The sequence below is a fragment of the Paraburkholderia sp. genome, assembly GCF_036488505.1.
Taxonomy (GTDB): Bacteria; Pseudomonadota; Gammaproteobacteria; order Burkholderiales; family Burkholderiaceae; genus Paraburkholderia.
The window spans coordinates 1-26,548 of sequence record NZ_DASXHN010000384.1 but is presented as its reverse complement, the minus strand read 5'-3'; the positions used below and the strand labels follow the sequence as shown (position 1 = coordinate 26,548).

Sequence of the window (26,548 nt, the reverse complement as noted above, 5' to 3'; positions counted from 1 at the left end):
ATGCAGCCATAACTGCGGTAGCTGCAATGAACGCGAGCTTTGAAAGTTTATTCATATTTCTCCTCTCGAAATTGAGATTACCGCAGGTTTACTGCGAGCCTGTTGACGAAGACAAGTCATACATTGCTCGAAGTATAACATTGGTGCGGAACAAAAACCGTTTGTATAGACTTCGATCGGCGTCTGCCTCTTTGTGCGTTGGCATTTTGCCATATCGTTCCCTTCCGACGAAAAAAAAATCCGTCCCCGATCAAATCCCTCGCCAATTGTGGTGCGTCCGCAACAGCTGTGTTGGCTTCGCAGGTCCGCCAGCTCTGGCTGAGCGGCGAATCGCTGCACGCACGAATCGAGCCTGGCTGACGGAAACGGGGGCGCCGGGAAAAAGCGGCCGGGCGTCCCGTCTAATATGTATACGTACCGTGTCCGGGGGGCTATGGCGCCCATGTTAGAATCGTGTGATGCGTTGCGCCTGCAATGCTTACGCGAAGGCGACGGTCCGTCCGTCGCCTTGGCATGTAAAAGATACGGATAATGGATAAATTCGCCAAAGAGACTCTGCCAATCTCCCTCGAGGAGGAAATGCGCCGTTCGTATCTCGATTACGCGATGAGCGTGATCGTAGGGCGAGCGCTTCCCGATGTCCGCGATGGCCTGAAGCCGGTGCACCGGCGCGTGCTGTACGCGATGCACGAATTGAACAACGACTGGAACCGCGCGTACAAGAAGTCGGCGCGTATCGTCGGCGACGTCATCGGTAAGTACCATCCGCACGGCGATACGGCTGTGTACGACACGATCGTCCGCATGGCACAGGATTTCTCGCTGCGCTACATGCTGGTGGACGGCCAGGGCAATTTCGGGTCGGTCGACGGCGACAACGCCGCGGCAATGCGCTACACCGAAATCCGCATGGCGAAGATCGGCCACGAACTGCTGGCCGACATCGACAAGGAAACGGTCGACTTCGTGCCGAACTACGACGGCAGCGAAAATGAACCGGCGATCCTGCCCGCGCGCATACCGAATCTGCTGATCAACGGTTCGTCCGGTATCGCGGTCGGCATGGCGACCAACATCCCGCCGCACAATCTCAACGAAGTCGTCGACGCCTGCCAGCATCTGCTGAAGAACCCCGAGGCGACGATCGATGAACTGATCGAAATCGTTCCCGCGCCCGATTTCCCAACCGCCGGCATCATCTATGGCGTGGCCGGCGTGCGCGACGGCTACCGCACCGGTCGTGGCCGCGTCGTGATGCGCGCGCTGACTCACTTCGAGGAGATCGACCGCGGCCAGCGCATGGCGATCATCGTCGACGAGCTGCCGTACCAGGTGAACAAGCGCTCGCTGCTCGAGCGCATCGCCGAGCTCGTCAACGAGAAGAAGCTCGAAGGCATTTCCGATATCCGCGACGAGTCCGACAAGAGTGGTATGCGCGTCGTGATCGAGTTGAAGCGCGGCGAAGTGCCCGAAGTCGTGCTGAATAATCTGTACAAGGCCACCCAGCTTCAGGATACGTTCGGCATGAACATGGTCGCGCTCGTCGACGGCCAGCCGAAGCTGCTGAATCTGAAGGAAATGCTGTCGTGCTTCCTGTCGCATCGACGGGAAGTACTGACGCGGCGAACCGTCTACGAACTGCGCAAGGCGCGCGAGCGCGGCCACGTGCTCGAAGGCCTCGCGGTTGCGTTGGCCAACATCGACGAATTCATCGCGCTCATCAAGGCCGCGCCGACTCCGCCAATCGCCAAGCAGGAACTGATGGCGCGCGCGTGGGATTCGTCGCTCGTGCGCGAGATGCTGTCGCGCGCCGAGACCGAAAACTCGGCAGCGGGTGGTCGCGAAGCCTATCGTCCGGAAGGCCTGAACCCCTCATTCGGCATGCAGACCGACGGCCTCTACCGTCTGTCCGACACCCAGTCGCAGGAAATCCTGCAGATGCGTCTGCAGCGCCTGACCGGTCTCGAGCAGGACAAGATCATCGGTGAGTATCGCGACGTGATGGCGCAAATCGCCGACCTGCTCGACATCCTCGCTCGCCCGGACCGTATTTCGGCGATCATCGTCGACGAACTCACGTCGATCAAGGCCGAATTCGGCGACGCGCGCCGCTCGAAGATCGAGCTGAACGCGACCGAGCTGAACACCGAAGACCTGATCACGCCGCAGGAAATGGTCGTGACGATGTCGCATACCGGCTACGTGAAATCGCAGCCGTTGTCCGAATATCGCGCGCAAAAGCGCGGTGGCCGCGGCAAGCAGGCGACTTCCATGAAGGAAGACGACTGGATCGACACGCTCTTCATCGCCAATACCCACGACCACATCCTGTGCTTCTCGAATCGCGGGCGCGTGTACTGGGTCAAGGTGTACGAGGTCCCGCAGGGCTCGCGTAACTCGCGCGGCCGGCCGATCGTCAATATGTTCCCGCTGCAGGAAGGCGAAAAAATCACGGTCGTGCTACCGGTCAAGGAATTCTCAGCCGACAAGTTCGTGTTTATGGCGACTGCGTTAGGCACGGTAAAAAAGACCCCGCTGGAAGCATTCAGCCGCCCGCTGCGCAAGGGCATCATTGCGGTCGGTCTCGATGAGGGCGACTACCTGATCGGTGCGGCCATCACGGATGGTCAGCACGACGTGATGCTGTTCTCGGATTCGGGCAAGGCGGTGCGCTTCGACGAGAACGACGTCCGTCCGATGGGCCGTGAGGCGCGCGGTGTGCGCGGTATGCAGCTTGATGACGGACAGAGCGTGATCGCGTTGCTGGTGGCCGGCGACGAGCAGCAGTCGGTGCTCACCGCGACTGAAAACGGCTTCGGCAAGCGTACGCCGATCACTGAATACACGCGTCATGGCCGCGGCACGAAGGGCATGATTGCGATCCAGACGTCGGAGCGTAACGGCAAGGTGGTCGCCGCGACGCTGGTGGATCAGGAAGCCCAGATCATGCTGATCACCACGACTGGCGTGCTGATCCGCACGCGTGTGTCGGAGATCCGTGAAATGGGGCGCGCAACCCAAGGTGTTACACTCATCAGCCTTGACGAAGGGACCAAGCTGTCCGGTCTGCAACAGGTAGCTGAGGCCGAAGTCGAGACGGAAGGCGATCTCGATAGCCCCTCCGACGGAGATGTCGACGGCGAGAGCGGCGGCACGGCCTGATCCGTGTCGGCTCTGTTCGGTCTCGGTTAATAAGTTGATAAGTTGAAGCTACGCGGCGAAGCTTTGCGTATCGGGCCGATACGCTTTCGCGCGCAGCGGGCGGTTCAAGTTAATTTCTCTTAGGGAGTAATGATGCAAAAACGATTTAAACAACTGATGTTGCTGGCTGCCCTCGTGCCGACCTTCGCTATGGCTCAAGCGCTGCAAAACCAGGCGCCGGCGGCTCCGGCTGCCGCAGCAGCACCGGTTGACCCGGCCAAGCAGGCTGCCATTAAGGACCTGCTCGACGCCATCGACGCGCAAAAGCTGGTTGGGGCAATTGGCAACAGCGCGCAGATGCAGGCCAAGCAACTCGTGCCGGCGATCCTGTCGGACGCGCTGAGCGAAAACAAGACGATGACGGACAAGCAAAAGCAGGCTTCCGTGCCGTCGCTGCAGCAGAACGCAGTACCGAAGCTGGTTGACAGCGCAGGCCAGGTGTTTGCAACCGACGCATTCCGTCAGGACGCAATGCAGGCCCAGTACGACGCATACGCGAAGTACTACAGCACGTCGGAAATCAAGGACCTGACGGCGTTCTACAAGAGCCCGACCGGCCGCAAGTTCATCCAGGTGCAAGACCAGGTTGGCCGCGACGTCGTGAACGGCCTGATGCAGAAGTACATGCCGGAATCGATCAAGGCAACCCGTGCGCAGGCCGACAAGGAAGTCGCATCGGTCAAGCCGGCTGCCGCCAAGTAATTTGGCTCGCAAGCCTGCGCTGAGTTTGGCGCCTGCAGCTTTGCGGGCCGGCTCTCGAAGGCGCACCCGCTGAGCCGTACGGCGTGGCGGGTTGGCGGCGACAATGCCATAATGGCCGTTTGCGCACTGGCGCAGACGGCCATTTCTTTTTCGGCGGGCAGTTTTGCGGATCTTTTCGCCGATTTCGCGCGATCCCATGCTTCGCGCCCGCTTCCAGGATCTCACATGCGCGTCTTTAATTTCTCCGCCGGCCCGGCGGCCATGCCAGAAGAAGTGCTGCGCCAGGCAGCCGACGAGATGTTGAACTGGCATGGCAGTGGCATGAGCGTGATGGAAATGAGTCATCGCGGCAAGGAATTCATGTCGATCCACGAAGAAGCGCTGACCGACCTGCGTGAACTGTTGCAGGTGCCCGCAAGCCACCGCATCCTGTTTTTGCAGGGCGGTGGTCTCGGCGAGAACGCGATCGTGCCGATGAACCTGCTCGGCGCAAAACCGCGCGCGGATTTCGTCATCACCGGTTCGTGGTCGCAAAAGTCGTTCAACGAGGCACAGAAGTACGGCAGCGCGCGCCTGGCCGCGACCGGCCGGACCGCGGAAGGCTTCACGCGCGCGCCGGCGCGCGCGGAATGGCAGTTGTCGGACGATCCGGCGTACGTTCACCTGTGCACGAACGAAACCATCCACGGCGTCGAGACCTTCGAGATTCCCGATCTGGGCGATATTCCGCTTGTTGCGGACGCGTCGTCGCACATCCTGTCGCGCCCGATGGACATCGCCAAATACGGCGTCCTGTTCGGCGGCGCGCAGAAGAACATCGGCATGGCCGGAGTGACGGTCGTCATCCTGCGTGAGGACATGCTGGATCGCGCGATGCCGATTTGTCCGTCGGCTTTCGAATGGAAGACCGTCGCCGAGAACAATTCGATGTACAACACGCCGCCCACCTACGCGATCTATATTGCCGGGCTCGTGTTCAAGTGGTTGAAGAAGCAGGGCGGCCTCGCGGCGATGGAAGCGCGCAATCTCGAAAAGTCGACATTGCTGTACGACACGATCGACGCGAGCAGCTTCTATCTGAACAAAGTCGAGCGCGGCTCGCGTTCGCGGATGAACGTACCGTTTTTCCTCGCCGACGAGTCGCGCAACGAAGATTTCCTGTCCGGCGCGAAAGCGCGGGGATTGGTGCAGCTCAAGGGCCACAAGTCCGTCGGCGGCATGCGGGCGTCAATCTATAACGCCGTCCCGCTCGAAGGCGTCAAAGCGCTCGTCGAATACATGAAGGAATTCGAGCAGCGCAGCGCCTGAGTCCGTCGACTCGCAAGCGTGCGCATCTTTTCCAGCAGCTACCCGGCAGGGCCGTTTCACGAATGGACGACGAACTCAATACCCGACTCAAACCTCTGCGCGATCGCATCGATGCCCTCGACGCGCAGTTGATCGCGCTGCTCAATCAGCGTGCGTCTGTCGCGCTCGAAGTGGGCGAGGTCAAAAAGCATCTCAATGCGCCAGTGTTCCGGCCCGAGCGCGAACAGCAAGTGATAACGCGCTTGCAGCAAATGAGCGAAGGGCCGCTCGCGCGCGAGCACATCAATGCAATCTGGCGCGAGATCATGGCCGCAAGCCGCGCGCTCGAGAAGACCATCAAGGCCGCCTATCTCGGGCCGGTCGGCACCTATAGCGAACAGGCGATGCACGAGTACTTCGGTCAGTCGATCGAAGGATTGCCGTGCCCGTCGATCGACGAGGTGTTCCGCTCGGTCGAAGCGGGCGCCGCCGAATACGGTGTCGTGCCGGTCGAGAATTCGGCCGAAGGGGCCGTGTCGCGTACGCTGGATTTGCTGCTGCAAACGCAACTGACCATCGGCGGTGAGCTGGCTCTACCCATCCATCACAATCTGCTCACGCAGAACGGCCTTGCCGGCGTCACGCGCGTGTGCGCGCATGCGCAGGCGCTCGCGCAGTGTCAACGCTGGTTGTCGACGAACGCGCCGCAGTTGCAGCGCCAGGCGGTGTCGAGCAATGCGGAAGCCGCGCGGATGGCGGCCGAAGACCCGACGGTCGCAGCGATTGCCGGTGATCGCGCCGCGATCCACTACGGCCTGCTGGTCACCAACGCGCTGATTCAGGACGATCCGCACAACCGTACCCGCTTCGTGATGATCGGCAAGCAGCCGACTGGCCCGAGCGGTTACGACCAGACATCGCTGATCGTGTCGGTCGCGAACGAGCCGGGCGCGATGGTCAAGCTGTTGGAGCCGCTCGCGCGACACGGGGTGTCGATGACACGTTTCGAGTCGCGACCGGCGCGCGTCGGCACGTGGGAGTACTACTTCTATATCGACGTCGAGGGCCATCGCGACGACGCGGCCGTGGCTGCCGCGCTCGCCGGACTCGGCGAAAAGGCGGCGTTCCTGAAGGTTCTCGGCTCGTATCCGCGCGCCCGCTAACGGGATGCTGCAGTAGCGTTCGGGCGGCGTCCAGCGCGCTGCCCGGCTACCTATTCCATACGTTTCCAATATTGATCGTCGTTCGGAGATTTCCATGACAGCGTCTTTCGGCCCTTCCTATGTGCGTGCGATCGCCCCGTACGTAGCGGGCAAGCCGATTTCGGAAGTGGCCCGCGAATTCGGCCTCGACGAGGCGAGCATCGTGAAGCTTGCCTCGAACGAAAACCCGCTCGGCATGCCGGAATCGGCGCAGCGCGCGATGGCGCGGGCAATCGCCGATCTCGGCCGCTATCCCGATGCGAACGGTTTCGACCTGAAAGCCGCGTTGAGCGCGCGTTATGGCGTGCCGGCCGAGTGGATCACGCTCGGCAACGGCAGCAACGACATCCTGGAACTTGCCGCGCATGCGTACGTGGAGAAGGGTCAGTCGGTGGTGTTCTCCCAGTATTCTTTCGCGGTTTACGCGCTTGCGACGCAAGGCGTCGGCGCGCGCGCGATCGTTGTGCCGGCCGTGCGTTATGGACACGACCTCGACGCGATGCTGGCCGCTATCACAGACGATACGCGCCTCGTCTTCGTTGCGAACCCGAACAATCCGACCGGCACGTTTATCGACGGACCGACGCTCGAGGCGTTTCTCGACAAGGTGCCGCGTCATGTCGCCGTGGTGCTCGACGAGGCATACACCGAGTATCTTTCGGCAGACAAGCGCTACGACTCGATCGCATGGGTAGGCCGCTACCCGAACCTGCTGGTGTCGCGCACGTTCTCGAAGGCGTTCGGCCTCGCGGGTCTGCGCATCGGTTTCGCGATCGCACAGCCGGAATTGACCGACCTCCTGAACCGCGTGCGCCAGCCGTTCAACGTGAACACGCTCGCGCAGGCGGCGGCGATCGCCGCGCTGAGCGACAGCGCGTTTCTCGACAAGAGCGCGGCGCTGAACGCACAAGGCTATCGCCGTCTGACAGCCCGGTTCGACAAGCTCGGCCTCGAATATGTGCCATCCGAAGGCAACTTCGTGCTTGTGCGGGTGGGTACCGACAGCGCGGCCGGCGCCCGCGTAAACCTCGCGTTGCTAAAGCGGGCCGTGATCGTGCGTCCGGTCGGCAATTACGGTTTGCCGCAGTGGCTGCGCGTCACGATCGGCCTGCCGGGAGAGAACGAGGCGTTCCTCGCGGCGCTTGAAGAGGCGCTTGCCGAACCAGCCGCTGCCTGAATATCGACCCTTGACCCGCGCGTCCGGCTGGCAGGAGCGGCGCGCTCATTTTATTGACCGACGTGGCCGCGTTTTCTTTTGACAAGCTGGTGATTTTCGGTGTCGGCCTGATCGGCGGATCGCTCGCGCGCGCATTGCGCGAACGCGGCGAGGTCGGTGGGACACGCACGGTGATCGGCGTGGGGCGAACCTCCGCGTCGAGCGAGCGCGCATTGGCGCTTGGTGTGATCGACGGCGCGGCGGCGCTGAATGACGACGCCGCGTTGCGCGACGCGCTCGCGGGCGCTGATTTTGCGCTGCTCGCGGCCCCGGTCGCGCAGACCCAGCCGCTGCTCGAGCGGATTGCGCCGTATCTCGACGCGGACACGATCGTCACCGATGCGGGCAGCACGAAGTCCAACGTGGTCGCCGCGGCGCGCGCGGCGCTCGGTGCTCGGATCGGCCAGTTCGTTCCGGGCCATCCGATCGCGGGCCGCGAGTCGAGCGGTGTCGATGCCGCATTGCCCGACCTTTACGTGGACCGTAACGTGGTGCTCTGTCCGCTGCCGGAGAACAACCCTGATGCGGTAGAGCGCGTCGCCGCGATGTGGCGCGCCACCGGTGCGCTGGTGCGCGAAATGCCGCCGCCGCAGCATGACCGCGTGTTCGCGTCGGTCAGTCATCTGCCGCACGTATTGTCGTTCGCGCTCGTCGAGCAGATCTTGAATTCGTCCGACGCCGAGCTGAAGTTCTCGTTCGCGGCGGGCGGTTTTCGCGACTTCACCCGCATCGCCGCGTCGAGCCCGGAAATGTGGCGGGACGTGTGCGTCGCGAACCGCGTGGCGCTGCTTGATGAACTCGATGCGTACACCGCCGTGCTCGCGCGTCTGCGCGCGGCGGTCGAAGCCGCCGACGGCGCCGCGCTCGAAGCCGTATTCACCCGCTCGCGCATGGCGCGCAGCCAATGGCACGAACAGCGGGCTGCCGGCGCCGCCAGTGACGGCGCGTCGAAATAACCGGAAACTGGACTCATCATGGAATTCCTCGATCTCGGACCTTTTTCCCGTGCGTCCGGCACGATTCGTCTGCCCGGCTCGAAGAGCATTTCGAACCGCGTGCTGCTGCTCGCGGCGCTTGCCGAGGGCGAGACGACGATCACCAACCTGCTCGACTCCGACGACACCCGCGTGATGCTCGATGCGCTCGAAACGCTCGGCGTACGGCTGAAGCGCGACGGCGATACCTGTGTCGTGACCGGCACGCGCGGCGCGTTCACCGCGCGCACGGCCGATCTGTTTCTCGGCAATGCCGGCACGGCGGTGCGTCCGCTGACCGCGGCGCTCGCTGTCAATGGTGGTGACTACCGGATTCACGGCGTGCCGCGCATGCATGAGCGGCCGATCGGCGATCTGGTCGACGGCTTGCGCCAGATCGGCGCGAAGATCGACTACGAGCAGAACGACGGCTATCCGCCGCTGCGGATCCGCCCCGCGCAGGTCTCCGCCGACGCGCCGATCCGCGTGCGCGGCGACGTATCCAGCCAGTTCCTGACCTCGCTGCTGATGACGCTGCCGCTGTTGCGCACTCCCAGCGGCGTAAGTACCGTGCAGGTCGACGGCGAACTGATCTCCAAGCCCTATGTCGAGATCACGATCAAGCTGATGGAGCGCTTCGGCATCAAGGTCGAGCGCCATGACTGGCACCAGTTCGTCGTGCCGGCGGCGCAGCGCTATCTGTCGCCGGGCACGATCATGGTCGAGGGCGACGCGTCGTCGGCATCCTATTTCCTCGCGGCCGGCGCGCTCGGCGGCGGGCCGCTGAAGGTCGAGGGCGTCGGCCGCGCGAGCATTCAGGGCGATGTCGGTTTTGCCGATGCGCTGATCCGCATGGGCGCGAATCTGCAGATGGGCGAGGACTGGATCGAGGTGCGCGGCATCGGCAACGACCACGGCAAGCTCGATCCGATCGACATGGACTTCAACCTTATTCCCGACGCCGCCATGACGATCGCGGTTGCCGCGTTGTTCGCGGACGGCACGAGCACGCTGCGCAACATCGCGAGCTGGCGGGTAAAGGAAACCGACCGGATCGCCGCGATGGCCACCGAGCTGCGCAAACTCGGCGCGAAAGTGCAGGAAGGCGAAGACTTTCTCGTCGTCACGCCGCCTGAAAAGTTGATCCCGAACGCGTCGATTGACACCTACGACGATCACCGCATGGCGATGTGCTTTTCGCTCGTGAGCCTTGGCGGGGTACCGGTCCGGATCAACGACCCGAAGTGCGTCGGCAAGACGTTCCCCGATTATTTCGAGCGCTTCGTCGCGCTCGCCCAACCCTGATTCGCGTGCGAATCGTCTGACGTGCGACTTTTTCGATGAAACCGACCCGTCCCTTTCACCAGACGCCCGTCATTGCGATCGACGGCCCGAGCGCCTCCGGCAAAGGCACTGTCGCCGCGATGGTCGCCGCGAACCTCGGCTTTCATCTGCTCGATAGCGGCGCGCTGTACCGGCTCGCCGCGCTTGCGAGCCTGCGCTACGACATCGCGGCAGACGACGTCGACGAACTTGTCAAACTGATCGACGATCTCCACATCACGTTTCGCGAGGGGCTTGCGCAACTCGACGGCGCGGACGTGTCGACCGAAATCCGCGCCGAGGAAGTGGGCAGCCGCGCGTCGGCGATTGCGGTGCATGCGCCGGTGCGAGCGGCGCTGGTGGCGCGCCAGCGGGCGTTTCGCAAGGAGCCGGGGCTCGTCGCCGACGGTCGGGACATGGGCACCGTGATCTTCCACGACGCAGTGCTGAAAGTGTTTTTGACGGCGAGCGTCGAGGCTCGTGCTACGCGCCGGCATAACCAATTGATCCAAAAAGGATTTTCTGCTAATATAGATGACTTGCTCCGGGATTTGCGCGAGCGCGACGAGCGTGACAGTCAGCGTTCGGCTGCACCGCTGAAGCCCGCGGCGGATGCAAAGCTGCTTGATACCTCCGCATTGTCGATCGACCAGGCGGTGGACCAGGTGGTGCAATGGTATGAAGCGCTGGTCCCGCATGCGTGACGTCGATATCAGTGGCGCATCAGTGGTCCCGCGCTCAGTCCGTTGTTGGTAGGTGCTTCGCGATCGTCGCGAAGCGTTATGTTTAACCCTTTAACCCCGCGTGGCATTCGCGTGTTTGCCGAAGTTGCTGATCGAACGGCCAGCCAGGCGCTGCGGAAACCATGCAAATTCTGATTTTTATGTCCGACCTGCAAACCTCTACCCCGAATACCGAATCTTTTGCGGCTCTGTTCGAAGAGTCGCTGACCAAGCAGGACATGCGCGCTGGCGAAGTGATTTCCGCCGAAGTCGTGCGTGTCGACCATAACTTCGTGGTCGTCAACGCTGGTCTGAAGTCCGAAGCCTACATCCCGCTCGAAGAGTTTCTGAACGACGCGGGCGAGGTAGAAGTGCAGGCGGGCGACTTCGTTTCCGTCGCGATCGATGCGCTGGAAAACGGCTACGGCGACACGATCCTGTCGCGTGACAAGGCGAAGCGTCTGGCTTCGTGGCTGTCGCTGGAAAAAGCGCTCGACAACAACGAACTCGTGACGGGCACGATCACGGGCAAGGTTAAGGGCGGCATGACTGTGATGGTCAACGGCATCCGCGCGTTCCTGCCGGGCTCGCTGGTCGATACGCGTCCGGTCAAGGACACGACCCCGTACGAAGGCAAGACCCTCGAATTCCGCGTCATCAAGCTCGACCGCAAGCGCAACAACGTCGTGCTGTCGCGCCGCGCAGTAATCGAAGCGACCCAGGGCGAAGAACGCGCGAAGCTGCTGGAAACGTTGAAGGAAGGCGCGATCGTCGAAGGCGTGGTCAAGAACATCACCGACTACGGCGCATTCGTTGACCTCGGCGGTATCGACGGCCTGCTGCACATCACCGACATCGCGTGGCGTCGCGTGCGTCACCCGAGCGAAGTTCTGTCGGTTGGCCAGGAAGTTACCGCGAAGATCCTCAAGTTCGACCAGGAAAAGAACCGCGTTTCGCTCGGTATCAAGCAGCTGGGCGACGATCCGTGGGAAGGCATCTCGCGTCGTTATCCGTCGGGCACGCGCCTGTTCGGTAAGGTCACCAACATCACCGACTACGGCGCGTTTGTCGAAGTGGAATCGGGCATCGAAGGCCTCGTTCACGTGTCGGAAATGGACTGGACCAACAAGAACGTTGCTCCGTCGAAGGTTGTGCAGCTTGGCGACGAAGTCGAAGTCATGGTTCTCGAAATCGACGAAGACCGCCGTCGTATCAGCCTCGGCATGAAGCAGTGCAAGCCGAACCCCTGGGACGACTTCAGCCGTAACTTCAAGAAGGGCGACAAGATCAGCGGCGCCATCAAGTCGATCACCGACTTCGGCGTGTTCATCGGTCTGCCGGGCGGCATCGACGGTCTGGTTCACCTGTCGGACCTGTCATGGAGCGAAACCGGCGAAGAAGCTGTTCGCAAGTACAAGAAGGGCGACGAAGTCGAAGCGATCGTTCTCGGCATCGACGTCGAGAAAGAGCGCATTTCGCTGGGTATCAAGCAACTCGAAGGCGACCCGTTCAGCAACTTTGTTGCAATGAACGACAAGGGTTCGATCGTCGACGGTACCGTCAAGTCGGTAGATGCGAAGGGCGCTGTTGTTCAGCTGTCGGGTGAAGTCGAAGGCTATCTGCGCGCTTCGGAAATCGCTCAAGACCGCGTGGAAGACGCTCGCAACGTGGTGAAGGAAGGCGATAAGGTCAACGCGATGATCATCAACATCGATCGCAAGTCGCGCGGCATCAACCTGTCGATCAAGGCGAAGGATTCGGCTGAACAGCAGGAAGCCATCCGTGGTCTCGCTGCGTCGGATTCGAACGCTGCTGCTACCGGCACGACGAACCTCGGCGCGCTGCTGAAGGCCAAGCTCGACGGCCAGAACCAGTAAGCCTGAGAGGTCTGCTGCAGTATGACCAAATCGGAATTGGTCGCCCAGCTGGCTACGCGATTTCCGCAGCTTGTTCTCAAAGATGCGGACCTCGCGGTGAAGACGATGCTCGATGCGATGTCGGAGGCGCTTGCCAAGGGTCATCGCATTGAAATCCGCGGCTTCGGCAGCTTCGGCCTCAACCGCCGCCCATCCCGCGTCGGACGCAATCCGAAGTCGGGCGAAAAGGTGCTGGTACCTGAGAAATACGTACCGCACTTCAAGCCCGGCAAGGAGTTGCGTGAGCGGGTGGATCGCCGCGCGGGCGAGCCGCTCAAGGCCGACGAGCCGGATGACGACCTGTAAATGCCCCGCTATGCATCTTGCAGCGTGGCAAAGCCAGCGTCAGTGGCCAAAGCCAATCGGCAAAAGACCAGAAAAAGCGCCTTCGGGCGTTTTTTTTTCGTCCGAGCCTGGCGGGCGACAGGCTAGGCGCCGTCGTGCGCCGGCTTCTCCACCGTACGGGCTAGCCGAACTGGCGCCCGACGCAATCCCATTCGCGTTCGCGATCACACAGTCACCGATAAGCCCCAATCCGCCATGTCCTGCCCAGCCGCGAGGGCTTCAATTACAATACGGGTCACTTCGGCGCGGGCAACACCGTGGCGCGACGCGTCATCAAGCCGGCGTCCCCGCAACTGCCGTCAAGAGATCTATTCATGAAATTTATCGTCTGGCTGATCCGTGTTCTGGTGTTCGTGCTGCTGCTGGTGCTGGCGCTTTCCAACACGCAACCCGCTACGTTGAATTTCCTCGCCGGTTACGCGTGGTCGGCGCCTTTGATTCTGATCGGCCTCGCGTTCTTCGTGATCGGCTTGGTGGCCGGGCTGGTGTCGGCGATGCCGGCTGTGGTCCGCTTGCGCATGGAAAATGGCCGCCTCAGGCGCGAGTTGCGCGTGGCGCGCGAGACTCCGGCCGTCGTCGAACAGCCGCCGATGCCGCCGCTGATCTGAGTTGTCCCGTGCCGCGCGCCTGAGCGCGGCTTTTCGTTTCCGCTGTCGCGCACATTCCCACTAATCGCATGGATCTAGACTTCTGGTGGCTGCTCGTCATACCTGTCGCCTTTGCGTTCGGCTGGATGGCCGCGCGCTACGACCTCAAGACGCTGCTCTCCGAAAGCGCCAATCTGCCCCGTTCGTATTTTCGCGGTCTGAATTTCCTGCTCAATGAGCAGCCTGACCAGGCGATCGACGCGTTCATCGAAGTGGTCAAGCTCGACCCCGAGACCGTCGAGTTGCATTTCGCGCTCGGCAACCTGTTCCGGCGCCGCGGCGAAACGGACCGCGCGATTCGAGTGCATCAGAATCTGCTGAGCCGGGCGGATTTGCCGGTCAGCGAGCGCGATCATGCGCTGTACGAACTCGGGCAAGACTTTTTGAAGGCAGGGCTGCTCGACCGCGCGGAGGAAACCTTCCAGTCGCTGCAGGCGGGCGACTACGCATTGGGCGCACAACGCGCGCTGCTCACCATTTACGAAATCGAGAAGGACTGGGTCAAGTCGATCGACACCGCGCGTCATCTCGAAACGATGGGCGCCCCGTCGCTAGACAAGGAAATCGGGCAGTTCCATTGCGAACTCGCGCAGGAAGCGCTGCAGCAGAAAAAGCCGGACGACGCCCGCCGTCAGCTCGGCCTCGCGCTGAAGGCGAACCCGACCAACGTCCGCGCAACGATCCTGTTTGGCGACGTCGACGCGGCCGGTGGTGCCCCGGAAGCCGCGATCGAGCAATGGCGCCGCGTCGAGGAGCAGAACCCGGCGTATTTGCCGCTCGTTGCCGAGAAAATCATGAAGGCGTACGAGGCGCTCGGCCGGGCGCAGGAGGGGGCCGATCTGCTCATCAGTTGGGTCGACGCCCATCCGAGCAACGATCTGCTCGACGTCGCGTATCAGCACGTCGCGTCGCTGCGCGGCACCGACGCCGCTCATGCACTCGCGCGTGCGCAGATGCAGAAGTCGCCAAATCTGGCCGGCATGACGCGTCTGCTCGAAGCGCAGCAAGCCGTGGCTGAAGAGCCACGGCGCAGCGAGCTTGAACTGATGCGCGCGCTGATCCGCCAGCGCACCAAAAATCTGCCGCGTTATACATGCCAGAATTGCGGCTTCCGGGCGCGGCTTTTCTACTGGCAGTGCCCGGGTTGCAGCGGTTGGGAAACGTATGCGCCGCGTCGCGTCGAGCCAATCGCGGCGGCGAGCTGATGCTGCGCCCGGCCGGCGCCGTTGCGGCGATGAAGGCGGCTCCGCGATGTCGCGTGGATGCAGGCCGCGCCCGCGCGGGCGACTCGTAAAGCGAATCCGTCGCTGACCACGCGAGCGACGGCCATCAACAGAACCTTCCACCGGAAAGCGTATGAAAATCACCATTATCGGTACCGGTTATGTGGGCCTCGTCACGGGCGCATGTCTCGCCGAAATCGGCAACGACGTGTTTTGTCTCGACGTGGATCCGCGCAAAATCGACATCCTGAATAACGGCGGCGTACCGATTCACGAACCGGGTCTGAAGGAAATCATCGCCCGTACCAGAGCGGCGGGCCGTATCATGTTTTCGACCGATGTCGCGGCCAGCGTCGCGCACGGCGACGTGCAGTTCATCGCGGTCGGCACGCCGCCGGACGAGGACGGCTCGGCCGACCTTCAATACGTGCTCGAGGCCGCGCGCAACATCGGTCGCACGATGAGCGGCTTCAAGGTGATCGTCGATAAATCGACGGTGCCGGTCGGCACCGCGCAGCGTGTGCGCGCGGTGATCGACGAAGAGCTCGCCAAGCGCGGGCTCGCGGACAGCGGGGAGCGCCGCTTCTCGGTCGTGTCGAATCCCGAGTTCCTGAAAGAAGGCGCGGCCGTCGACGACTTCATGCGCCCCGACCGCATCGTGATCGGCATCGACGACGACGCGCCGGGGCAGCGCGCGCGCGAACTGATGAAGCGTCTGTACGCACCATTCAACCGCAATCACGAACGCACGCTGTACATGGACGTACGCTCGGCCGAATTTACGAAATACGCGGCCAACGCGATGCTCGCCACGCGCATTTCGTTCATGAACGAGATGTCGAATCTCGCGGACAAGGTCGGCGCCGATATCGAAGCAGTGCGCCGCGGCATCGGCTCGGACCCGCGCATCGGCTATCACTTCCTGTACGCGGGCTGCGGCTACGGTGGCTCGTGCTTCCCGAAGGACGTGCAGGCGCTGATCCGCGCCGGGAGCCAGAGCGGCCACAATCTGCGCATTCTCGAAGCGGTCGAACAGGTGAACCACGAGCAGAAGGACGTGCTGGTGCGCAAGATCGCCGCGAAGCTCGGTGACGATCTGAGTGGACGCACATTCGCGGTATGGGGCCTCGCGTTCAAGCCGAATACCGACGACATGCGCGAGGCGCCGAGCCGTCGTGTGATCGGCGAGCTGCTCGCACGCGGTGCGACGGTGCGCGCTTACGATCCGGTCGCGGTCGACGAAGCCCGTCGGGTATTCGCGCTCGATCTGGATGCAGCGCCCGAGCAGCTCGCGCGCCTCTCGTTCGAAAGCACGCAGAACGAAACGCTAGCCGGTGCCGACGCGCTCGTGATCGTGACCGAATGGAAAGAATTCAAGAGTCCGGATTTCGCGCATCTGAAATCGGTGCTGAAGACGCCACTGATTTTCGACGGCCGCAATCTTTACGAGCCAGACGCGATGATCGAACTCGGCATCGACTATCAAGCCATTGGACGCCCCTATGCCCAAGCCTCCGAATTTCCGGCCGATAGCTGACACCGTGCCGGCCGCTTCCGTATCCACCACGTCAGCGCCGCCGCTCACGATCGTGCCGCGCGCACAGCTCAACGCGGCGCGCGTGCTGGTCGTCGGGGATGTGATGCTCGACCGCTACTGGTTCGGCGACGTGAACCGTATTTCGCCGGAAGCACCCGTGCCGGTCGTGCATGTGCAGCGTCAGGAAGATCGCCTCGGCGGCGCGGCGAACGTTGCACGCAACGCGGTCGCGCTCGGCGCGCAGGCAGGTCTGCTGTGCGTGGTCGGCCACGACGAACCCGGCGAGCGGATCGTGCAACTGCTCGGCGAAAGCGGTGTGACGCCGCATCTCGAACGCGATCCGGCTCTCCTCACGACGATCAAGCTGCGCGTGCTATCGCGCCAACAGCAACTGCTGCGCGTCGACTTCGAAAACTCGCCGGCGCACGAGGTGCTGCTCGCGGGCCTCGCGCGTTTCGACGAACTGCTGCCGTCGCACGACGTGATCCTGATGTCCGATTACGCGAAGGGCGGCCTCACGCACGTCACGCAAATGATCGCCAAGGCGCATGCGGCCGGCAAACCGGTGCTCGTCGATCCGAAGGGCGACGACTGGGACCGCTATCGCGGCGCGACGCTGATCACGCCGAATCGCGCGGAGCTGCGCGAGGTCGTCGGCCAGTGGAAGTCGGAGGAAGATCTGATCGCACGCGTGACCAAGTTGCGCGCGCAATTGGAATTCAACGCGCTGCTGCTCACGCGCTCGGAAGAGGGGATGACGCTGTTCTCCAACGACGGCATCCTGCACGCATCGGCCGTTGCACGCGAAGTGTATGATGTGTCGGGCGCGGGCGACACCGTGATCGCGACGCTCGCGGCGATGCTTGGCGCGGGTCTTTCTCTCGTCGACGCGGTCGGGCTCGCGAATCGCGCGGCCGGTATCGTGGTCGGCAAGCTCGGCACCGCCACCGTCGATTACGACGAACTCTTTTCCTGATACAGCCCGCGCAGTCCCGCCGTCCACACGGACTAGCGGGCCTGCGCGCGGCGACGACCGAACCTGTCGATCGAAGTGAACGCTTCCACGCGCTGACCTCGATCTCATGCAACGCTCACTATCGCAGAATCATCATGACCGTCATCGTCACCGGCGCGGCCGGATTTATCGGCAGCAATCTAGTGAAGGCGCTCAACGAGCGCGGCGAACAACGCATCATCGCCGTCGACAACCTGACACGCGCGGACAAATTCAAGAATCTGGTCGACTGCGACATCGACGACTATCTCGACAAGACCGAGTTCGTCGAGCGCTTCAGGCGTGGCGACTTCGGCAAGGTGCGCGCGATCTTCCACGAAGGCGCCTGCTCGGACACGATGGAAACCGACGGCCGCTACATGATGGACAACAACTACCGCTACAGCCGAGACGTGCTCGACGTCTGCCTCGCGCAGAACGTCCAGTTCCTGTATGCGTCGTCGGCGGCAACCTATGGCGGCTCGAGCCGTTTCGTCGAGGAGCGCGAGGTCGAGCAGCCGCTGAATGTGTATGGCTATTCGAAGTTTCTGTTCGATCAGGTGATCCGCCGCGTGCTGCCCACCGCGAAAAGCCAGATCGCGGGCTTTCGCTATTTCAACGTGTACGGTCCGCGCGAAACGCACAAGGCACGCATGGCGTCGGTCGCGTTTCACAACTTCAACCAGTTCCGCGCCGAGGGCAAGGTCAAGCTGTTTGGCGAATACAACGGCTATGCGGCCGGCGAGCAGACGCGCGATTTCGTATCGGTCGAGGACGTGGTGAAGGTGAACCTGTTCTTCTTCGACAATCCGGATAAGTCGGGCATCTTCAACCTGGGCAGCGGCCGCGCGCAACCGTTCAACGACATCGCGAGCACGGTGGTCAACACGCTGCGCGCGCTGAACAACGAGCCGGCGTTGTCGCTTGCTGAGCTCGTGCAGCGCGGGCTGATCGAATACATTCCGTTCCCCGATGCGCTGCGCGGCAAATACCAATGCTTTACGCAGGCCGATCAGTCGAAGCTGCGCGCGGCCGGTTACGATGCGCCGTTCCTCAGCGTGCAGGAAGGTGTCGATCGCTACGTACGTTGGCTATTCGGCCAGGTGTAAATATTTGGCCAGCCTCTTTAAACTGGAATCTCCTGGCCGGTGATGGTCGCCGGCCAGTGGCAACAGGGAGATTCCAATATGTTTCGAAAAGTACTCGTTACCGCGGCGATGCTCGCCGCTTTCGGCCACGCGTATGCGGCGGTCGACGTCAACACTGCTAACGAGGATGCGCTGCGCGGCATCCGGGGCATCGGTCCCGCGAAAGCGAAAGCCATTCTCGACGAGCGCAGCGCGCACGGTCCGTTCAAGGACGCGGCCGATCTCGGCAAGCGCGTCAAGGGCATGGGCGGGCATACCATCGAGCGCCTGCAGGCGGAGGGTCTCGCTGTCGGTCCGGCTGGCGCGACTGCTGGCGCGCAGGTTGCGGCGGCTGCACCGACCAGTGACGCGGCCGTTGCGGCCGCCGCGCCGAAAAGCGGTGCGACAGTGGCGGTGAAGAAGTAACTCGACGCGGGCCCGTGCGTGCGTAATCGCGCCACGCTTCCCCGAGTGGGGCTTGCAGGTGCGCACGGTCCGCTTACTTTTGCCCTTTAATCCCCCGCTTTGTTTTCTCCTTCGTGGTCGGAGTGTGCTCGCACTCCTTCAGCTGTCATTCGTGACTGGCTCCCGCGGTCTTCGGCCGCGGGCTTTTTGCAAGCGCATCACGTACATCCATGCAGGTAGCAGGGCTGCGCGGCAGCGTCGGAGACGGTGGTTTAGAATCAACCCACTGAACCCCATCCTGCATTGACAGCTTCTGAGCCCGAGATATGGCATACAAAACGATCGAAGACACGATTGGCGATACGCCGCTCGTGCAACTCGTCCGCCTCGTCGACGACGAGATCCGCGGCCGCAACAACGTGGTCCTTGCGAAACTCGAAGGTAACAATCCCGCGGGATCGGTCAAGGACCGGCCGGCGTTGTCGATGATCAAAAAAGCGGAAGCACGCGGACGTATCAAGCCGGGCGATACGCTGATCGAATCGACAAGCGGCAACACCGGCATCGCACTGGCCATGGCGGCCGCGGTGCGCGGCTACAAGATGGTGCTGATCATGCCGGAAGATCTGTCGGTCGAGCGCCGGCAGAGCATGGCCGCCTACGGTGCGCAGATTGTCCTCACGCCGGTGAAGGGCGGGATGGAATATGCGCGCGACCTGGCCGAGCAGATGCAGCGCGAAGGCAAGGGCATCATCCTCGATCAATTCGCCAACCCGGACAATCCGGCCGCGCATATCGAAGGCACCGGCCCGGAAATCTGGCGCGACACCGAAGGGCGCATCACCCATTTTGTGTCGTCGATGGGCACGACCGGCACGATCATGGGCGTGTCGACGTATCTGAAAACGCAGAACCAGCAGATCGAGATCATCGGCGCGCAACCGGAAGAGGGCTCACGTATCCCGGGCATCCGCAAGTGGCCCGAAGCCTATCTGCCGAAGATTTTCGACCGCAGCCGCGTCGACCGCGTCGAGAACGTGAGTCAGGCCGCGGCCGAGGCGATGGCGCGCCGGCTGGCGTCGGTCGAAGGCATCTTTGCCGGCATTTCGTCGGGGGGCGCATGTGAAGTCGCGCTGCGTATCGCGCGTCAGGTCGAGAATGCGACGATCGTTTTCATCGTTTGCGATCGCGGCGACCGTTATTTGTCGACCGGTGTCTTTCCCGCGTAAGCACGATAGCGAGCGCGCTGCCGCGATCGCATGAACCAATGAAAAGCGCCGGTCGAACCAGCGCTTTTTTTATGTCGTTCAATCTTCAACTTCACAATGCAAGGCACGCCCTTGGCGCCTTGCGGCGCATTCATTGCGAGTCGGAATCCGGCTGATTCGCCGGGCCTTGCGACCCGGCGCCACTGCTGACCGCCTTCGCGGCATTCGCCGCATCGATCGCTTCCATCTGGGCCTTGACCTTCTGGCCGAGCTGATACACCGCAAGCGCGTAGAAAAAGCTGCGGTTGTAGCGCGTGAGCACATAGAAGTTTTTCAGCCCCAGCACGAACTCGGTGCCGCGTCCCGGCGACGGCAGATCCACCACGGTCACCGGTGTACTCGCTTCAGCGGCGATATCGACGTTCGGCTCGTTCAGCACGAGCCCCGCGCGCAACAATTGATCGAGTGGCCAGTGCGGCTCCGGCTGACCGTTTGCGGCTGCCTGTGCAACGCCGAGACTGCCGATGTCCGAGCCGATGCGCCACACCACCGGCCGGCCGCTTTCCCAGCCGTTCTGACGCAGATAGTTCGCGACGCTGCCGATCGCATCCGCCTCGCTCGTGCGCAGATCGATACCCTTGTTGCCGTCGTAGCTCACCGCATACTGCGTGATGCTGCTTGGCAGGAACTGCGGAATGCCGATCGCGCCGGTGTACGAACCGAGCACCGTGGTGGGATCGATCTGCGCGTCGCGCGTCCATACCAGGTAGTCTTCGAGATTCTTGCGGAAGGTGGCCTGGCGGTCCGCGCGATTCGCGGTGTTCGGATAGTCGAAGCTGAGCGTGGTCAGCGCATCGAGCACGCGGAAGTTGCCCATGTAGCGGCCGTAGATCGTCTCCACGCCGATAATGCCGACGATGACCTCTGGCGGCACGCCGAATTCCTGATACGCGCGCTGCAGCGTGGCCTGATTTTCGCGCCAGAACTGCACGCCGGCATTGACCCGCACCGGATCCAGAAAGCGTGCCTGATACGCGCGCCAGTTCTTGACCGTCGGCGAAGGCGACGGCGTGACCAGCTTCACCGCGGTCGTCGAGTAGCTGACGCGGGTAAAGAGCGCATGCAGCGCCGCTTCGTCGAAGTCGTAGCGCGCCACCATCTCGTTGATGAACGCATCGACATTCGCGTTGTTCGCATAGCGCTGCGGGATGATTTCTTCCTCGAAGGTCTGCCCTTGCGGCACCGCCTGCTGCGGCTGGCCCTGCGCGACCAGCACCGGTGGCCTCCGGGTCGTGCTTTGCGCGCTCGCCGGAGCGCTTGCGATGAACATGCACGATGCGACGGACAGGGTGGCGGCGACGGTGCCGAGGCGCCGCCGGTTGCGTGGGGATCGTGCGGACAGAGCAGGCTTGACGGTCATGGTGAGCAGTGAGCGCGATGCGTGAAAGACGAGAAGAGCCGGAAACAGACAGCGGGCAACGACGAGTAATGGAGTGACGGCACGAACAAACGGAAAATGGGTCGGGGCAGTATACCCGACGCCTTTTGCGAATCCGTGCCGAATGTGCGACAGCGGCGCCCTGTGGTAACTTGATAAATATTGACGCGCCGCACGGCGCGCCTCGACGGAGACACGCCGCGCGCATCGATTCCCGCGCCGGATAACAGAAGCACAATCGAACTATGGCAACAGGCTTTTATTCCCACGCCGACTGTCTGCTGCACGACATGGGGCAGTGGCATCCCGAATGTCCGGCGCGCCTGCAGGCGATCGAGGATCAGCTGATCGCAAGCCGCATCGACGCGCTGATCGAGCGCGAGTCGCCGCCGCTCGCCGACGAAGCCGCGCTGCTGCGCGTGCATACCCAGGCACACGTCGACTACATCCGCAACCGCGCACCGACCACCGGCACCGCGGAAATCGATCCGGACACGACGATGAACCCGCATACGCTGCAGGCCGCATTGCGCGCCGCCGGCGCGGCGATCGCGGCGACCGACGCGGTGATCGACGGTCGTTACGACAACGCATTCTGCAGCGTGCGTCCGCCTGGCCACCACGCGGAGCCGGCGCGCGCCATGGGCTTCTGCTTTTTCAACAACGTCGCGATCGCCGCGCGTCATGCGCTCGACGGGCACGGCCTCGCGCGCGTCGCGATCATCGACTTCGACGTGCATCACGGCAACGGCACCGAGGCCGCGTTTAGCGGCGACCCGCGCGTACTGATGTGCAGCATCTTCCAGCATCCGTTCTATCCGTTCAGCGGCGCCGGCAACCAGGCGCCCAACATGTGCAACGTGCCGATGCCGGCGCGCTCGAACGGGATGGCCGTGCGCGAGGCCGTCGATATGCTGTGGCTGCCGCGTCTGCATGACTTCAAGCCGGAGATGCTGTTCATCTCGGCGGGCTTCGACGCGCATCGCGAGGACGATCTCGGCAATATGGGCCTCGTCGAGGACGACTATGCGTGGATCACCGAGCAGATGCGCGAAGTGGCGAAGCGCTACGCGCGCGGGCGTATCGTCAGTTGTCTCGAGGGTGGCTACAACCTGTCGGCGCTAGGGCGCAGCGTGGTTGCGCATGTGCGGGCGCTAGCGGGAATCTGAATTCCGCGTGCCGATCGACGCACGTGCGTCGGTCGGTGGCAATGGTCGGTGGCCGGTAATCGTCTTCAACAAAGCGCAACGAGGAGCGAGCCATGAACGCCAGTCCCGCCAACAGCGGCAACGCATCGCTGGTCGAGATCGAGCCTGATGCGTATCGGCTGCCGGGCGTCGTGCGTGTGACCATGAACCGGCCGGACGCGTTCAACGCGCTGTCCGAAGCATTGCTCGATGAGTTGCAACAGGCCTTGAACGGCATCGCGACGACCGACGCGCGCGTGGTCGTGATCGCCGGCGCGGGGCGGGCGTTTTGCGCGGGCCACGACCTGAAGGAGATGCGCGCCGCGCCGTCGCTCGATTACTACCAGCAGTTGTTCGCCCGCTGCACGAAGCTGATGATGACGATCCAGCGCATGCCGCAACCGGTGATCGCGCGCGTGCACGGCATCGCGACCGCGGCCGGTTGTCAGCTCGTCGCAATGTGCGATCTCGCGGTCGCTGCGGAGCTCGCGCGCTTCGCGGTGTCGGGCGTGAACCTGGGGCTCTTCTGCGCGACACCGTCGGTGCCGCTGTCGCGCAACCTGTCGCGCAAGGCCGCGCTCGAAATGCTGCTGACCGGCGACTTCATCGACGCGGCGCAGGCGCAGCAGCAGGGGCTCGTGAACCGGGTGGTTCCGGCCGATGCGCTCGACGACGAGCTCACGCGGCTAGCCGCCAGCATTTGCGCAAAACCGGCCGAAGCGGTGAGCGCGGGCAAGGGGCTCTTCTATCGCCAGCTCGAAATGGGCATCGAGGCCGCGTACCAGCTTGCCGGGCAGACAATGGCGTGCAACATGATGGACGACTCTGCGCTCGAGGGCGTGCAGGCGTTCATCGACAAACGCGCGCCGCGCTGGAAGCGATAAGCGCTGGCAGGTATCGGCGCATCACGGCTTGGGCGGCGCGCCGTTCGTCCAGGCGTTCGCAGCGAAGTCGCCGGGCAACGGCTCGAAGCGCGCGCGCAGTCTTCACGCAAGTTCTCAAAGCATCGCGAACCACCGGCTTGCAACCGCAGCCCGCGCGATCAACTCCGTCCCGCCGCCCGCTTTTCGATCCACTCGACCAACCCACCGATCACCCGGTCGCGGTCGAGGTCGTTCATCGTCTCGTGATAGCTGCCCTCGTGCATGACCAGCGTCTTGTCCGGCGAGCCCGCATGCGCGGCGAATTGCCGACTCCCTTCCGGTTCGGTGAGTTTGTCGGCGGTGCCATGAAAGACCAGCAGCGGCATGCGCAGTCCCGCGCGGCCGCGTTCGATTCGCGCCATCGCGAGCAGCAACTCCGCGCCGGTGCGCGCGGGAATCGCGCCGTGATGGACGAGCGAATCGTTGCGGTTGGCATTCACGACCGGCGCGAGCCGCGACAGCAGCGCGGCGTCGATCTTCATCGCCGGGAACGACGGGTAGAGCCGGCTGATCAGCTGGCTCAGGCCAAGCATCCACTTCGGCACGTCGCGGCCCGGCGCGAGCGCGGGGCTCGACAGGATCAGCCCCGCGACGCGCCGGCTGCTCGCATCGACGCATTCGATCGCATACAGCGCGGCCACCGCGCCGCCCATGCTGTGACCCATCACGAAGAGGGGCGCGCAGCTTTGCGCGGCGGCGGCGAGTAACGCCTGCGCATCGAGCAGGTAGTCGTCGAAGCGCTTGACATAGGCACGCTGGCCGGGCGCATGGCCGTGGCCGCGCAGATCGATTGCGACCAGCTCGATGGCCGCCGAGTTGAGCCGGCCGGCCAGCGCCGCATAGCGGCCCGCGTGCTCGGCAAGGCCGTGCAGCAGTGCGACCGTCGCGCGCGGCGGCCCGTGCGGCTGCCAGCGGTACAACGGCAATACGACGCCGTCGGCGGTCGTGACCGACGTGCGCTGCGGCGCGTCGTTACGGCCGCTGGGGCGTGCGCGCAGGGTATGGCTCTGAGGGGTCGGCATCACGGTGTTTGCGGTGAAGATAAGGAGCGTGGCCTCATCATAGTCGCAGCGGAGCAGCCCACACGAGCTTGGCCTCGCGCATGATCTTCTAATGCATTGCGGTTATGAAAACATCGGAATTGATTATTAAAGAGTATGTCGGCGCCGCGATAGAATGGCGGCCTCAAATCCCAACCAAGCAATGGCGGCCGCCTGCCGGGAGCAGTTTGCTCGTCGGCAGTCACCGCCGTTTCGTTTTTCCATGATCGAAATTCGTAATGTCTGCCAGCGGTTTGCTGGGCCCCGGGGCTGGGTCGAGGCGCTGCACAACGTCAATCTGTCGGTTCCCGCGGGCGAGGTGTTTGGCATCATCGGCCGCAGCGGCGCGGGCAAGAGCACGCTAGTGCGCACGATCAACCTGCTTGCCCGGCCGTCCGAAGGCAGCATCGTCGTCAATGGCCGTGATCTGACGACGCTGCCCACCGCGCATCTGCGCGACGCGCGCCGCGAGATCGGCATGATCTTCCAGCACTTCAATCTTCTGTCCTCGCGCACCGTGTACGGCAACGTCGCGTTGCCGCTCGAGCTTGTCGGCATGAAGCGCGACGAAATCGACGCGAACGTGCTGCCGCTGCTCGAGCTGGTCGGACTGTCGGCGCAGAAGGACCGCTATCCCGCACAGATTAGCGGCGGACAGAAGCAGCGCGTGGGCATTGCGCGCGCGCTCGCGAGCAAGCCGAAGGTGCTGCTCTCGGATGAGGCGACCTCCGCGCTCGATCCCGAAACGACCCGCGCGATCCTTGATCTGCTCAAGCGCATCAACCGCGAACTGAACCTCACGATCGTCCTGATCACGCACCAGATGGACGTGATCAAGCAGGTCTGCGATCGCGTCGCGGTGCTCGACGCGGGCCGCGTCGTCGAACAGGGCAAGGTGATCGACGTCTTTCTGCAGCCACATCACGAAGTGACGCGCGCGCTGATCGGCGACGTCATTGCGCAGGAGCTGCCGCCGGCAATGAAGGCGCGCGTCGCGCAACGCCTGAAGACCGGCAGCGGCCATCTGCTGCGCCTCGCGTTCACGGGTTCAGGCGTCGATCAGCCCATCCTGTCGGAAACGATTCGCCGCTACGAACTCGACTTCAACATCCTGCACGGCCAGATCGCCGAGATCCAGGGTCAGGCGTTCGGCTCCCTCGCGGTGCTCGCGGGCGGCGAACCGGCCAAGGTGGCACAGGCGCTGACGTTCCTGCGCGAACAGGGTGTGGTGGTGGAGGAGCTGTCGCATGTTGAGTGAAATGTTCGATATGTTCGTGCAGTCGTTCTGGGAGACGCTCGTGATGGTCGGCGTATCCGGACTGATCGGCGCAGTGGTAGGCGTGCCGCTCGGCGTGCTGCTGTATCTGACCGACCGCCACGGTGTGCTCGAGAACGTCGCGGTGAATCGCGCGATGGGCGTGATCGTCAATGCGGTGCGCTCGACGCCGTTCATCATCCTGCTGGTTGCCGTGATTCCGTTCACGCGGCTCGTCGTCGGTTCGTCGATCGGTACCGCGGCTGCCATCGTGCCGCTGACGATCGCCGCCGCGCCGTTCATCGCGCGTCTGGTCGAAACCGCGCTGCGCGAGGTCGATCGCGGGCTGATCGAGGCCGCCCAGGCGATGGGCGCGACCACCGGCCAGATCGTCTTCAAGGTGCTGCTGCCGGAGTCGCTACCAGGGGTGATCGCGGGGCTCACGATCACCTTCGTGTCGCTGGTCGGCTATTCGGCGATGGCCGGCGCGATCGGCGGCGGCGGTCTCGGCGATTTGGGCATCCGCTACGGTTATCAGCGTTTCCTGCCGGAGGTGATGCTCGCGGTCGTGCTGATCCTGATCGTGTTCGTGCAGTTGGTGCAGTCGTTTGGAGATTGGCTCGTGCGTCGTCTGAGCCACAAATAAACACAGGCGAGGGTCGGCCCACCAGGGTTG

At 63.2% G+C, this 26,548-nt stretch carries 23 protein-coding genes; 21 read left to right on the top strand and 2 right to left on the bottom strand.

Going from position 1 to position 26,548, the window contains the following annotated elements; all coding sequences use genetic code 11:
- Positions 1-531: 531 nt before the first annotated feature.
- The 17 genes from gyrA to cysM all read left to right on the top strand — a co-directional run bounded on the left by gyrA (position 532) and on the right by cysM (position 20,050).
- Complete coding sequence (gyrA, locus tag VGH68_RS22620) at positions 532-3,162, top strand: DNA gyrase subunit A (protein WP_331605944.1); 2,631 nt, start codon at positions 532-534, stop codon at positions 3,160-3,162.
- A 132-nt stretch (positions 3,163-3,294) separates the two neighbouring features.
- Positions 3,295-3,903: a DUF2059 domain-containing protein gene (locus tag VGH68_RS22615; RefSeq protein WP_331605943.1), complete on the top strand. Its 609-nt coding sequence runs from the start codon at positions 3,295-3,297 to the stop codon at positions 3,901-3,903.
- Positions 3,904-4,128: 225 nt separating this feature from the next.
- The gene (serC, locus tag VGH68_RS22610; protein ID WP_331605942.1) at positions 4,129-5,211 is read left to right on the top strand and encodes a 3-phosphoserine/phosphohydroxythreonine transaminase; all 1,083 of its coding nucleotides are present in this window, start codon (positions 4,129-4,131) and stop codon (positions 5,209-5,211) included.
- A 62-nt stretch (positions 5,212-5,273) separates the two neighbouring features.
- Positions 5,274-6,353 (top strand): prephenate dehydratase, encoded by a 1,080-nt coding sequence (gene pheA / locus VGH68_RS22605; protein ID WP_331605941.1) that lies wholly within the window; start codon positions 5,274-5,276, stop codon positions 6,351-6,353.
- A 94-nt stretch (positions 6,354-6,447) separates the two neighbouring features.
- Complete coding sequence (gene hisC / locus VGH68_RS22600; protein WP_331605940.1) at positions 6,448-7,569, top strand: histidinol-phosphate transaminase; 1,122 nt, start codon at positions 6,448-6,450, stop codon at positions 7,567-7,569.
- A gap of 53 nt (positions 7,570-7,622) precedes the next feature.
- Positions 7,623-8,564 carry a prephenate dehydrogenase gene (locus VGH68_RS22595; RefSeq protein WP_331605939.1) on the top strand — a complete coding sequence of 314 codons (942 nt, stop codon included), beginning with the start codon at positions 7,623-7,625 and terminating at the stop codon, positions 8,562-8,564.
- A gap of 18 nt (positions 8,565-8,582) precedes the next feature.
- The gene (gene aroA, locus VGH68_RS22590) at positions 8,583-9,887 is read left to right on the top strand and encodes a 3-phosphoshikimate 1-carboxyvinyltransferase (protein WP_331605938.1); all 1,305 of its coding nucleotides are present in this window, start codon (positions 8,583-8,585) and stop codon (positions 9,885-9,887) included.
- A gap of 35 nt (positions 9,888-9,922) precedes the next feature.
- Entirely contained in the window at positions 9,923-10,609 is a 687-nt protein-coding gene (gene cmk / locus VGH68_RS22585) for a (d)CMP kinase (protein WP_331605937.1), read from the top strand.
- A gap of 161 nt (positions 10,610-10,770) precedes the next feature.
- Entirely contained in the window at positions 10,771-12,504 is a 1,734-nt protein-coding gene (gene rpsA / locus VGH68_RS22580) for a 30S ribosomal protein S1 (RefSeq protein WP_331605936.1), read from the top strand.
- 21 nt (positions 12,505-12,525) lie between these two features.
- Positions 12,526-12,849 carry an integration host factor subunit beta gene (locus VGH68_RS22575; RefSeq protein WP_331605935.1) on the top strand — a complete coding sequence of 108 codons (324 nt, stop codon included), beginning with the start codon at positions 12,526-12,528 and terminating at the stop codon, positions 12,847-12,849.
- Between the two features lie 353 nt (positions 12,850-13,202).
- Positions 13,203-13,496 carry a LapA family protein gene (locus VGH68_RS22570; RefSeq protein ID WP_331605934.1) on the top strand — a complete coding sequence of 98 codons (294 nt, stop codon included), beginning with the start codon at positions 13,203-13,205 and terminating at the stop codon, positions 13,494-13,496.
- A 68-nt stretch (positions 13,497-13,564) separates the two neighbouring features.
- Positions 13,565-14,740: a lipopolysaccharide assembly protein LapB gene (lapB, locus tag VGH68_RS22565; protein WP_331605933.1), complete on the top strand. Its 1,176-nt coding sequence runs from the start codon at positions 13,565-13,567 to the stop codon at positions 14,738-14,740.
- 151 nt (positions 14,741-14,891) lie between these two features.
- Positions 14,892-16,295: a UDP-glucose/GDP-mannose dehydrogenase family protein gene (locus tag VGH68_RS22560; protein ID WP_331605932.1), complete on the top strand. Its 1,404-nt coding sequence runs from the start codon at positions 14,892-14,894 to the stop codon at positions 16,293-16,295.
- Positions 16,261-17,271, top strand: coding sequence for a D-glycero-beta-D-manno-heptose-7-phosphate kinase (rfaE1, locus tag VGH68_RS22555; protein ID WP_331605931.1), 1,011 nt, complete (start codon positions 16,261-16,263; stop codon positions 17,269-17,271). The genes VGH68_RS22560 and rfaE1 overlap by 35 nt, the downstream gene beginning before the upstream one ends.
- A gap of 134 nt (positions 17,272-17,405) precedes the next feature.
- Complete coding sequence (gene rfaD / locus VGH68_RS22550; RefSeq protein ID WP_331605930.1) at positions 17,406-18,398, top strand: ADP-glyceromanno-heptose 6-epimerase; 993 nt, start codon at positions 17,406-17,408, stop codon at positions 18,396-18,398.
- 78 nt (positions 18,399-18,476) lie between these two features.
- A complete protein-coding gene (locus VGH68_RS22545) occupies positions 18,477-18,842 on the top strand; it encodes a ComEA family DNA-binding protein (RefSeq protein WP_331605929.1) in 366 nt (121 codons plus the stop codon).
- A gap of 305 nt (positions 18,843-19,147) precedes the next feature.
- The gene (gene cysM / locus VGH68_RS22540; protein WP_331605928.1) at positions 19,148-20,050 is read left to right on the top strand and encodes a cysteine synthase CysM; all 903 of its coding nucleotides are present in this window, start codon (positions 19,148-19,150) and stop codon (positions 20,048-20,050) included.
- A 130-nt stretch (positions 20,051-20,180) separates the two neighbouring features.
- Here cysM and mltB read toward each other — a convergent pair whose 3' ends face one another.
- A complete protein-coding gene (mltB, locus tag VGH68_RS22535; protein ID WP_331605927.1) occupies positions 20,181-21,359 on the bottom strand; it encodes a lytic murein transglycosylase B in 1,179 nt (392 codons plus the stop codon).
- 353 nt (positions 21,360-21,712) lie between these two features.
- Here mltB and VGH68_RS22530 point away from each other — a divergent pair, with 353 nt between their 5' ends.
- Together VGH68_RS22530 and VGH68_RS22525 are read left to right on the top strand one after the other, a co-directional pair.
- Positions 21,713-22,636, top strand: coding sequence for a histone deacetylase family protein (locus VGH68_RS22530; RefSeq protein WP_331605926.1), 924 nt, complete (start codon positions 21,713-21,715; stop codon positions 22,634-22,636).
- A gap of 92 nt (positions 22,637-22,728) precedes the next feature.
- On the top strand, positions 22,729-23,538 hold the full coding sequence (locus VGH68_RS22525; RefSeq protein ID WP_331605925.1) for an enoyl-CoA hydratase: 810 nt from the start codon (positions 22,729-22,731) through the stop codon (positions 23,536-23,538).
- A 158-nt stretch (positions 23,539-23,696) separates the two neighbouring features.
- Here VGH68_RS22525 and VGH68_RS22520 read toward each other — a convergent pair whose 3' ends face one another.
- Positions 23,697-24,599, bottom strand: coding sequence for a lysophospholipase (locus VGH68_RS22520; RefSeq protein ID WP_331605924.1), 903 nt, complete (start codon positions 24,597-24,599; stop codon positions 23,697-23,699).
- A 241-nt stretch (positions 24,600-24,840) separates the two neighbouring features.
- Here VGH68_RS22520 and VGH68_RS22515 point away from each other — a divergent pair, with 241 nt between their 5' ends.
- Positions 24,841-25,875, top strand: a complete 1,035-nt coding sequence (locus tag VGH68_RS22515; protein ID WP_331605923.1) for a methionine ABC transporter ATP-binding protein — start codon at positions 24,841-24,843, stop codon at positions 25,873-25,875.
- A complete protein-coding gene (locus VGH68_RS22510; RefSeq protein ID WP_331605922.1) occupies positions 25,865-26,518 on the top strand; it encodes a methionine ABC transporter permease in 654 nt (217 codons plus the stop codon). The genes VGH68_RS22515 and VGH68_RS22510 overlap by 11 nt, the downstream gene beginning before the upstream one ends.
- Positions 26,519-26,548 lie beyond the last annotated feature (30 nt).

What these genes read in the sequence shown, in the direction of transcription:
- gyrA (WP_331605944.1), top strand. Translation starts at nt 532, where the DNA reads ATGGATAAATTCGCCAAAGAGACTCTGCCAATCTCCCTCGAGGAGGAA.
- VGH68_RS22615 (WP_331605943.1), top strand. Translation starts at nt 3,295, where the DNA reads ATGCAAAAACGATTTAAACAACTGATGTTGCTGGCTGCCCTCGTGCCG.
- serC (WP_331605942.1), top strand. Translation starts at nt 4,129, where the DNA reads ATGCGCGTCTTTAATTTCTCCGCCGGCCCGGCGGCCATGCCAGAAGAA.
- pheA (WP_331605941.1), top strand. Translation starts at nt 5,274, where the DNA reads ATGGACGACGAACTCAATACCCGACTCAAACCTCTGCGCGATCGCATC.
- hisC (WP_331605940.1), top strand. Translation starts at nt 6,448, where the DNA reads ATGACAGCGTCTTTCGGCCCTTCCTATGTGCGTGCGATCGCCCCGTAC.
- aroA (WP_331605938.1), top strand. Translation starts at nt 8,583, where the DNA reads ATGGAATTCCTCGATCTCGGACCTTTTTCCCGTGCGTCCGGCACGATT.
- cmk (WP_331605937.1), top strand. Translation starts at nt 9,923, where the DNA reads ATGAAACCGACCCGTCCCTTTCACCAGACGCCCGTCATTGCGATCGAC.
- rpsA (WP_331605936.1), top strand. Translation starts at nt 10,771, where the DNA reads ATGCAAATTCTGATTTTTATGTCCGACCTGCAAACCTCTACCCCGAAT.
- VGH68_RS22575 (WP_331605935.1), top strand. Translation starts at nt 12,526, where the DNA reads ATGACCAAATCGGAATTGGTCGCCCAGCTGGCTACGCGATTTCCGCAG.
- VGH68_RS22570 (WP_331605934.1), top strand. Translation starts at nt 13,203, where the DNA reads ATGAAATTTATCGTCTGGCTGATCCGTGTTCTGGTGTTCGTGCTGCTG.
- lapB (WP_331605933.1), top strand. Translation starts at nt 13,565, where the DNA reads ATGGATCTAGACTTCTGGTGGCTGCTCGTCATACCTGTCGCCTTTGCG.
- VGH68_RS22560 (WP_331605932.1), top strand. Translation starts at nt 14,892, where the DNA reads ATGAAAATCACCATTATCGGTACCGGTTATGTGGGCCTCGTCACGGGC.
- rfaE1 (WP_331605931.1), top strand. Translation starts at nt 16,261, where the DNA reads ATGCCCAAGCCTCCGAATTTCCGGCCGATAGCTGACACCGTGCCGGCC.
- rfaD (WP_331605930.1), top strand. Translation starts at nt 17,406, where the DNA reads ATGACCGTCATCGTCACCGGCGCGGCCGGATTTATCGGCAGCAATCTA.
- VGH68_RS22545 (WP_331605929.1), top strand. Translation starts at nt 18,477, where the DNA reads ATGTTTCGAAAAGTACTCGTTACCGCGGCGATGCTCGCCGCTTTCGGC.
- cysM (WP_331605928.1), top strand. Translation starts at nt 19,148, where the DNA reads ATGGCATACAAAACGATCGAAGACACGATTGGCGATACGCCGCTCGTG.
- mltB (WP_331605927.1), bottom strand. Translation starts at nt 21,359, where the DNA reads ATGTTCATCGCAAGCGCTCCGGCGAGCGCGCAAAGCACGACCCGGAGG.
- VGH68_RS22530 (WP_331605926.1), top strand. Translation starts at nt 21,713, where the DNA reads ATGGCAACAGGCTTTTATTCCCACGCCGACTGTCTGCTGCACGACATG.
- VGH68_RS22525 (WP_331605925.1), top strand. Translation starts at nt 22,729, where the DNA reads ATGAACGCCAGTCCCGCCAACAGCGGCAACGCATCGCTGGTCGAGATC.
- VGH68_RS22520 (WP_331605924.1), bottom strand. Translation starts at nt 24,599, where the DNA reads ATGCCGACCCCTCAGAGCCATACCCTGCGCGCACGCCCCAGCGGCCGT.
- VGH68_RS22515 (WP_331605923.1), top strand. Translation starts at nt 24,841, where the DNA reads ATGATCGAAATTCGTAATGTCTGCCAGCGGTTTGCTGGGCCCCGGGGC.
- VGH68_RS22510 (WP_331605922.1), top strand. Translation starts at nt 25,865, where the DNA reads ATGTTGAGTGAAATGTTCGATATGTTCGTGCAGTCGTTCTGGGAGACG.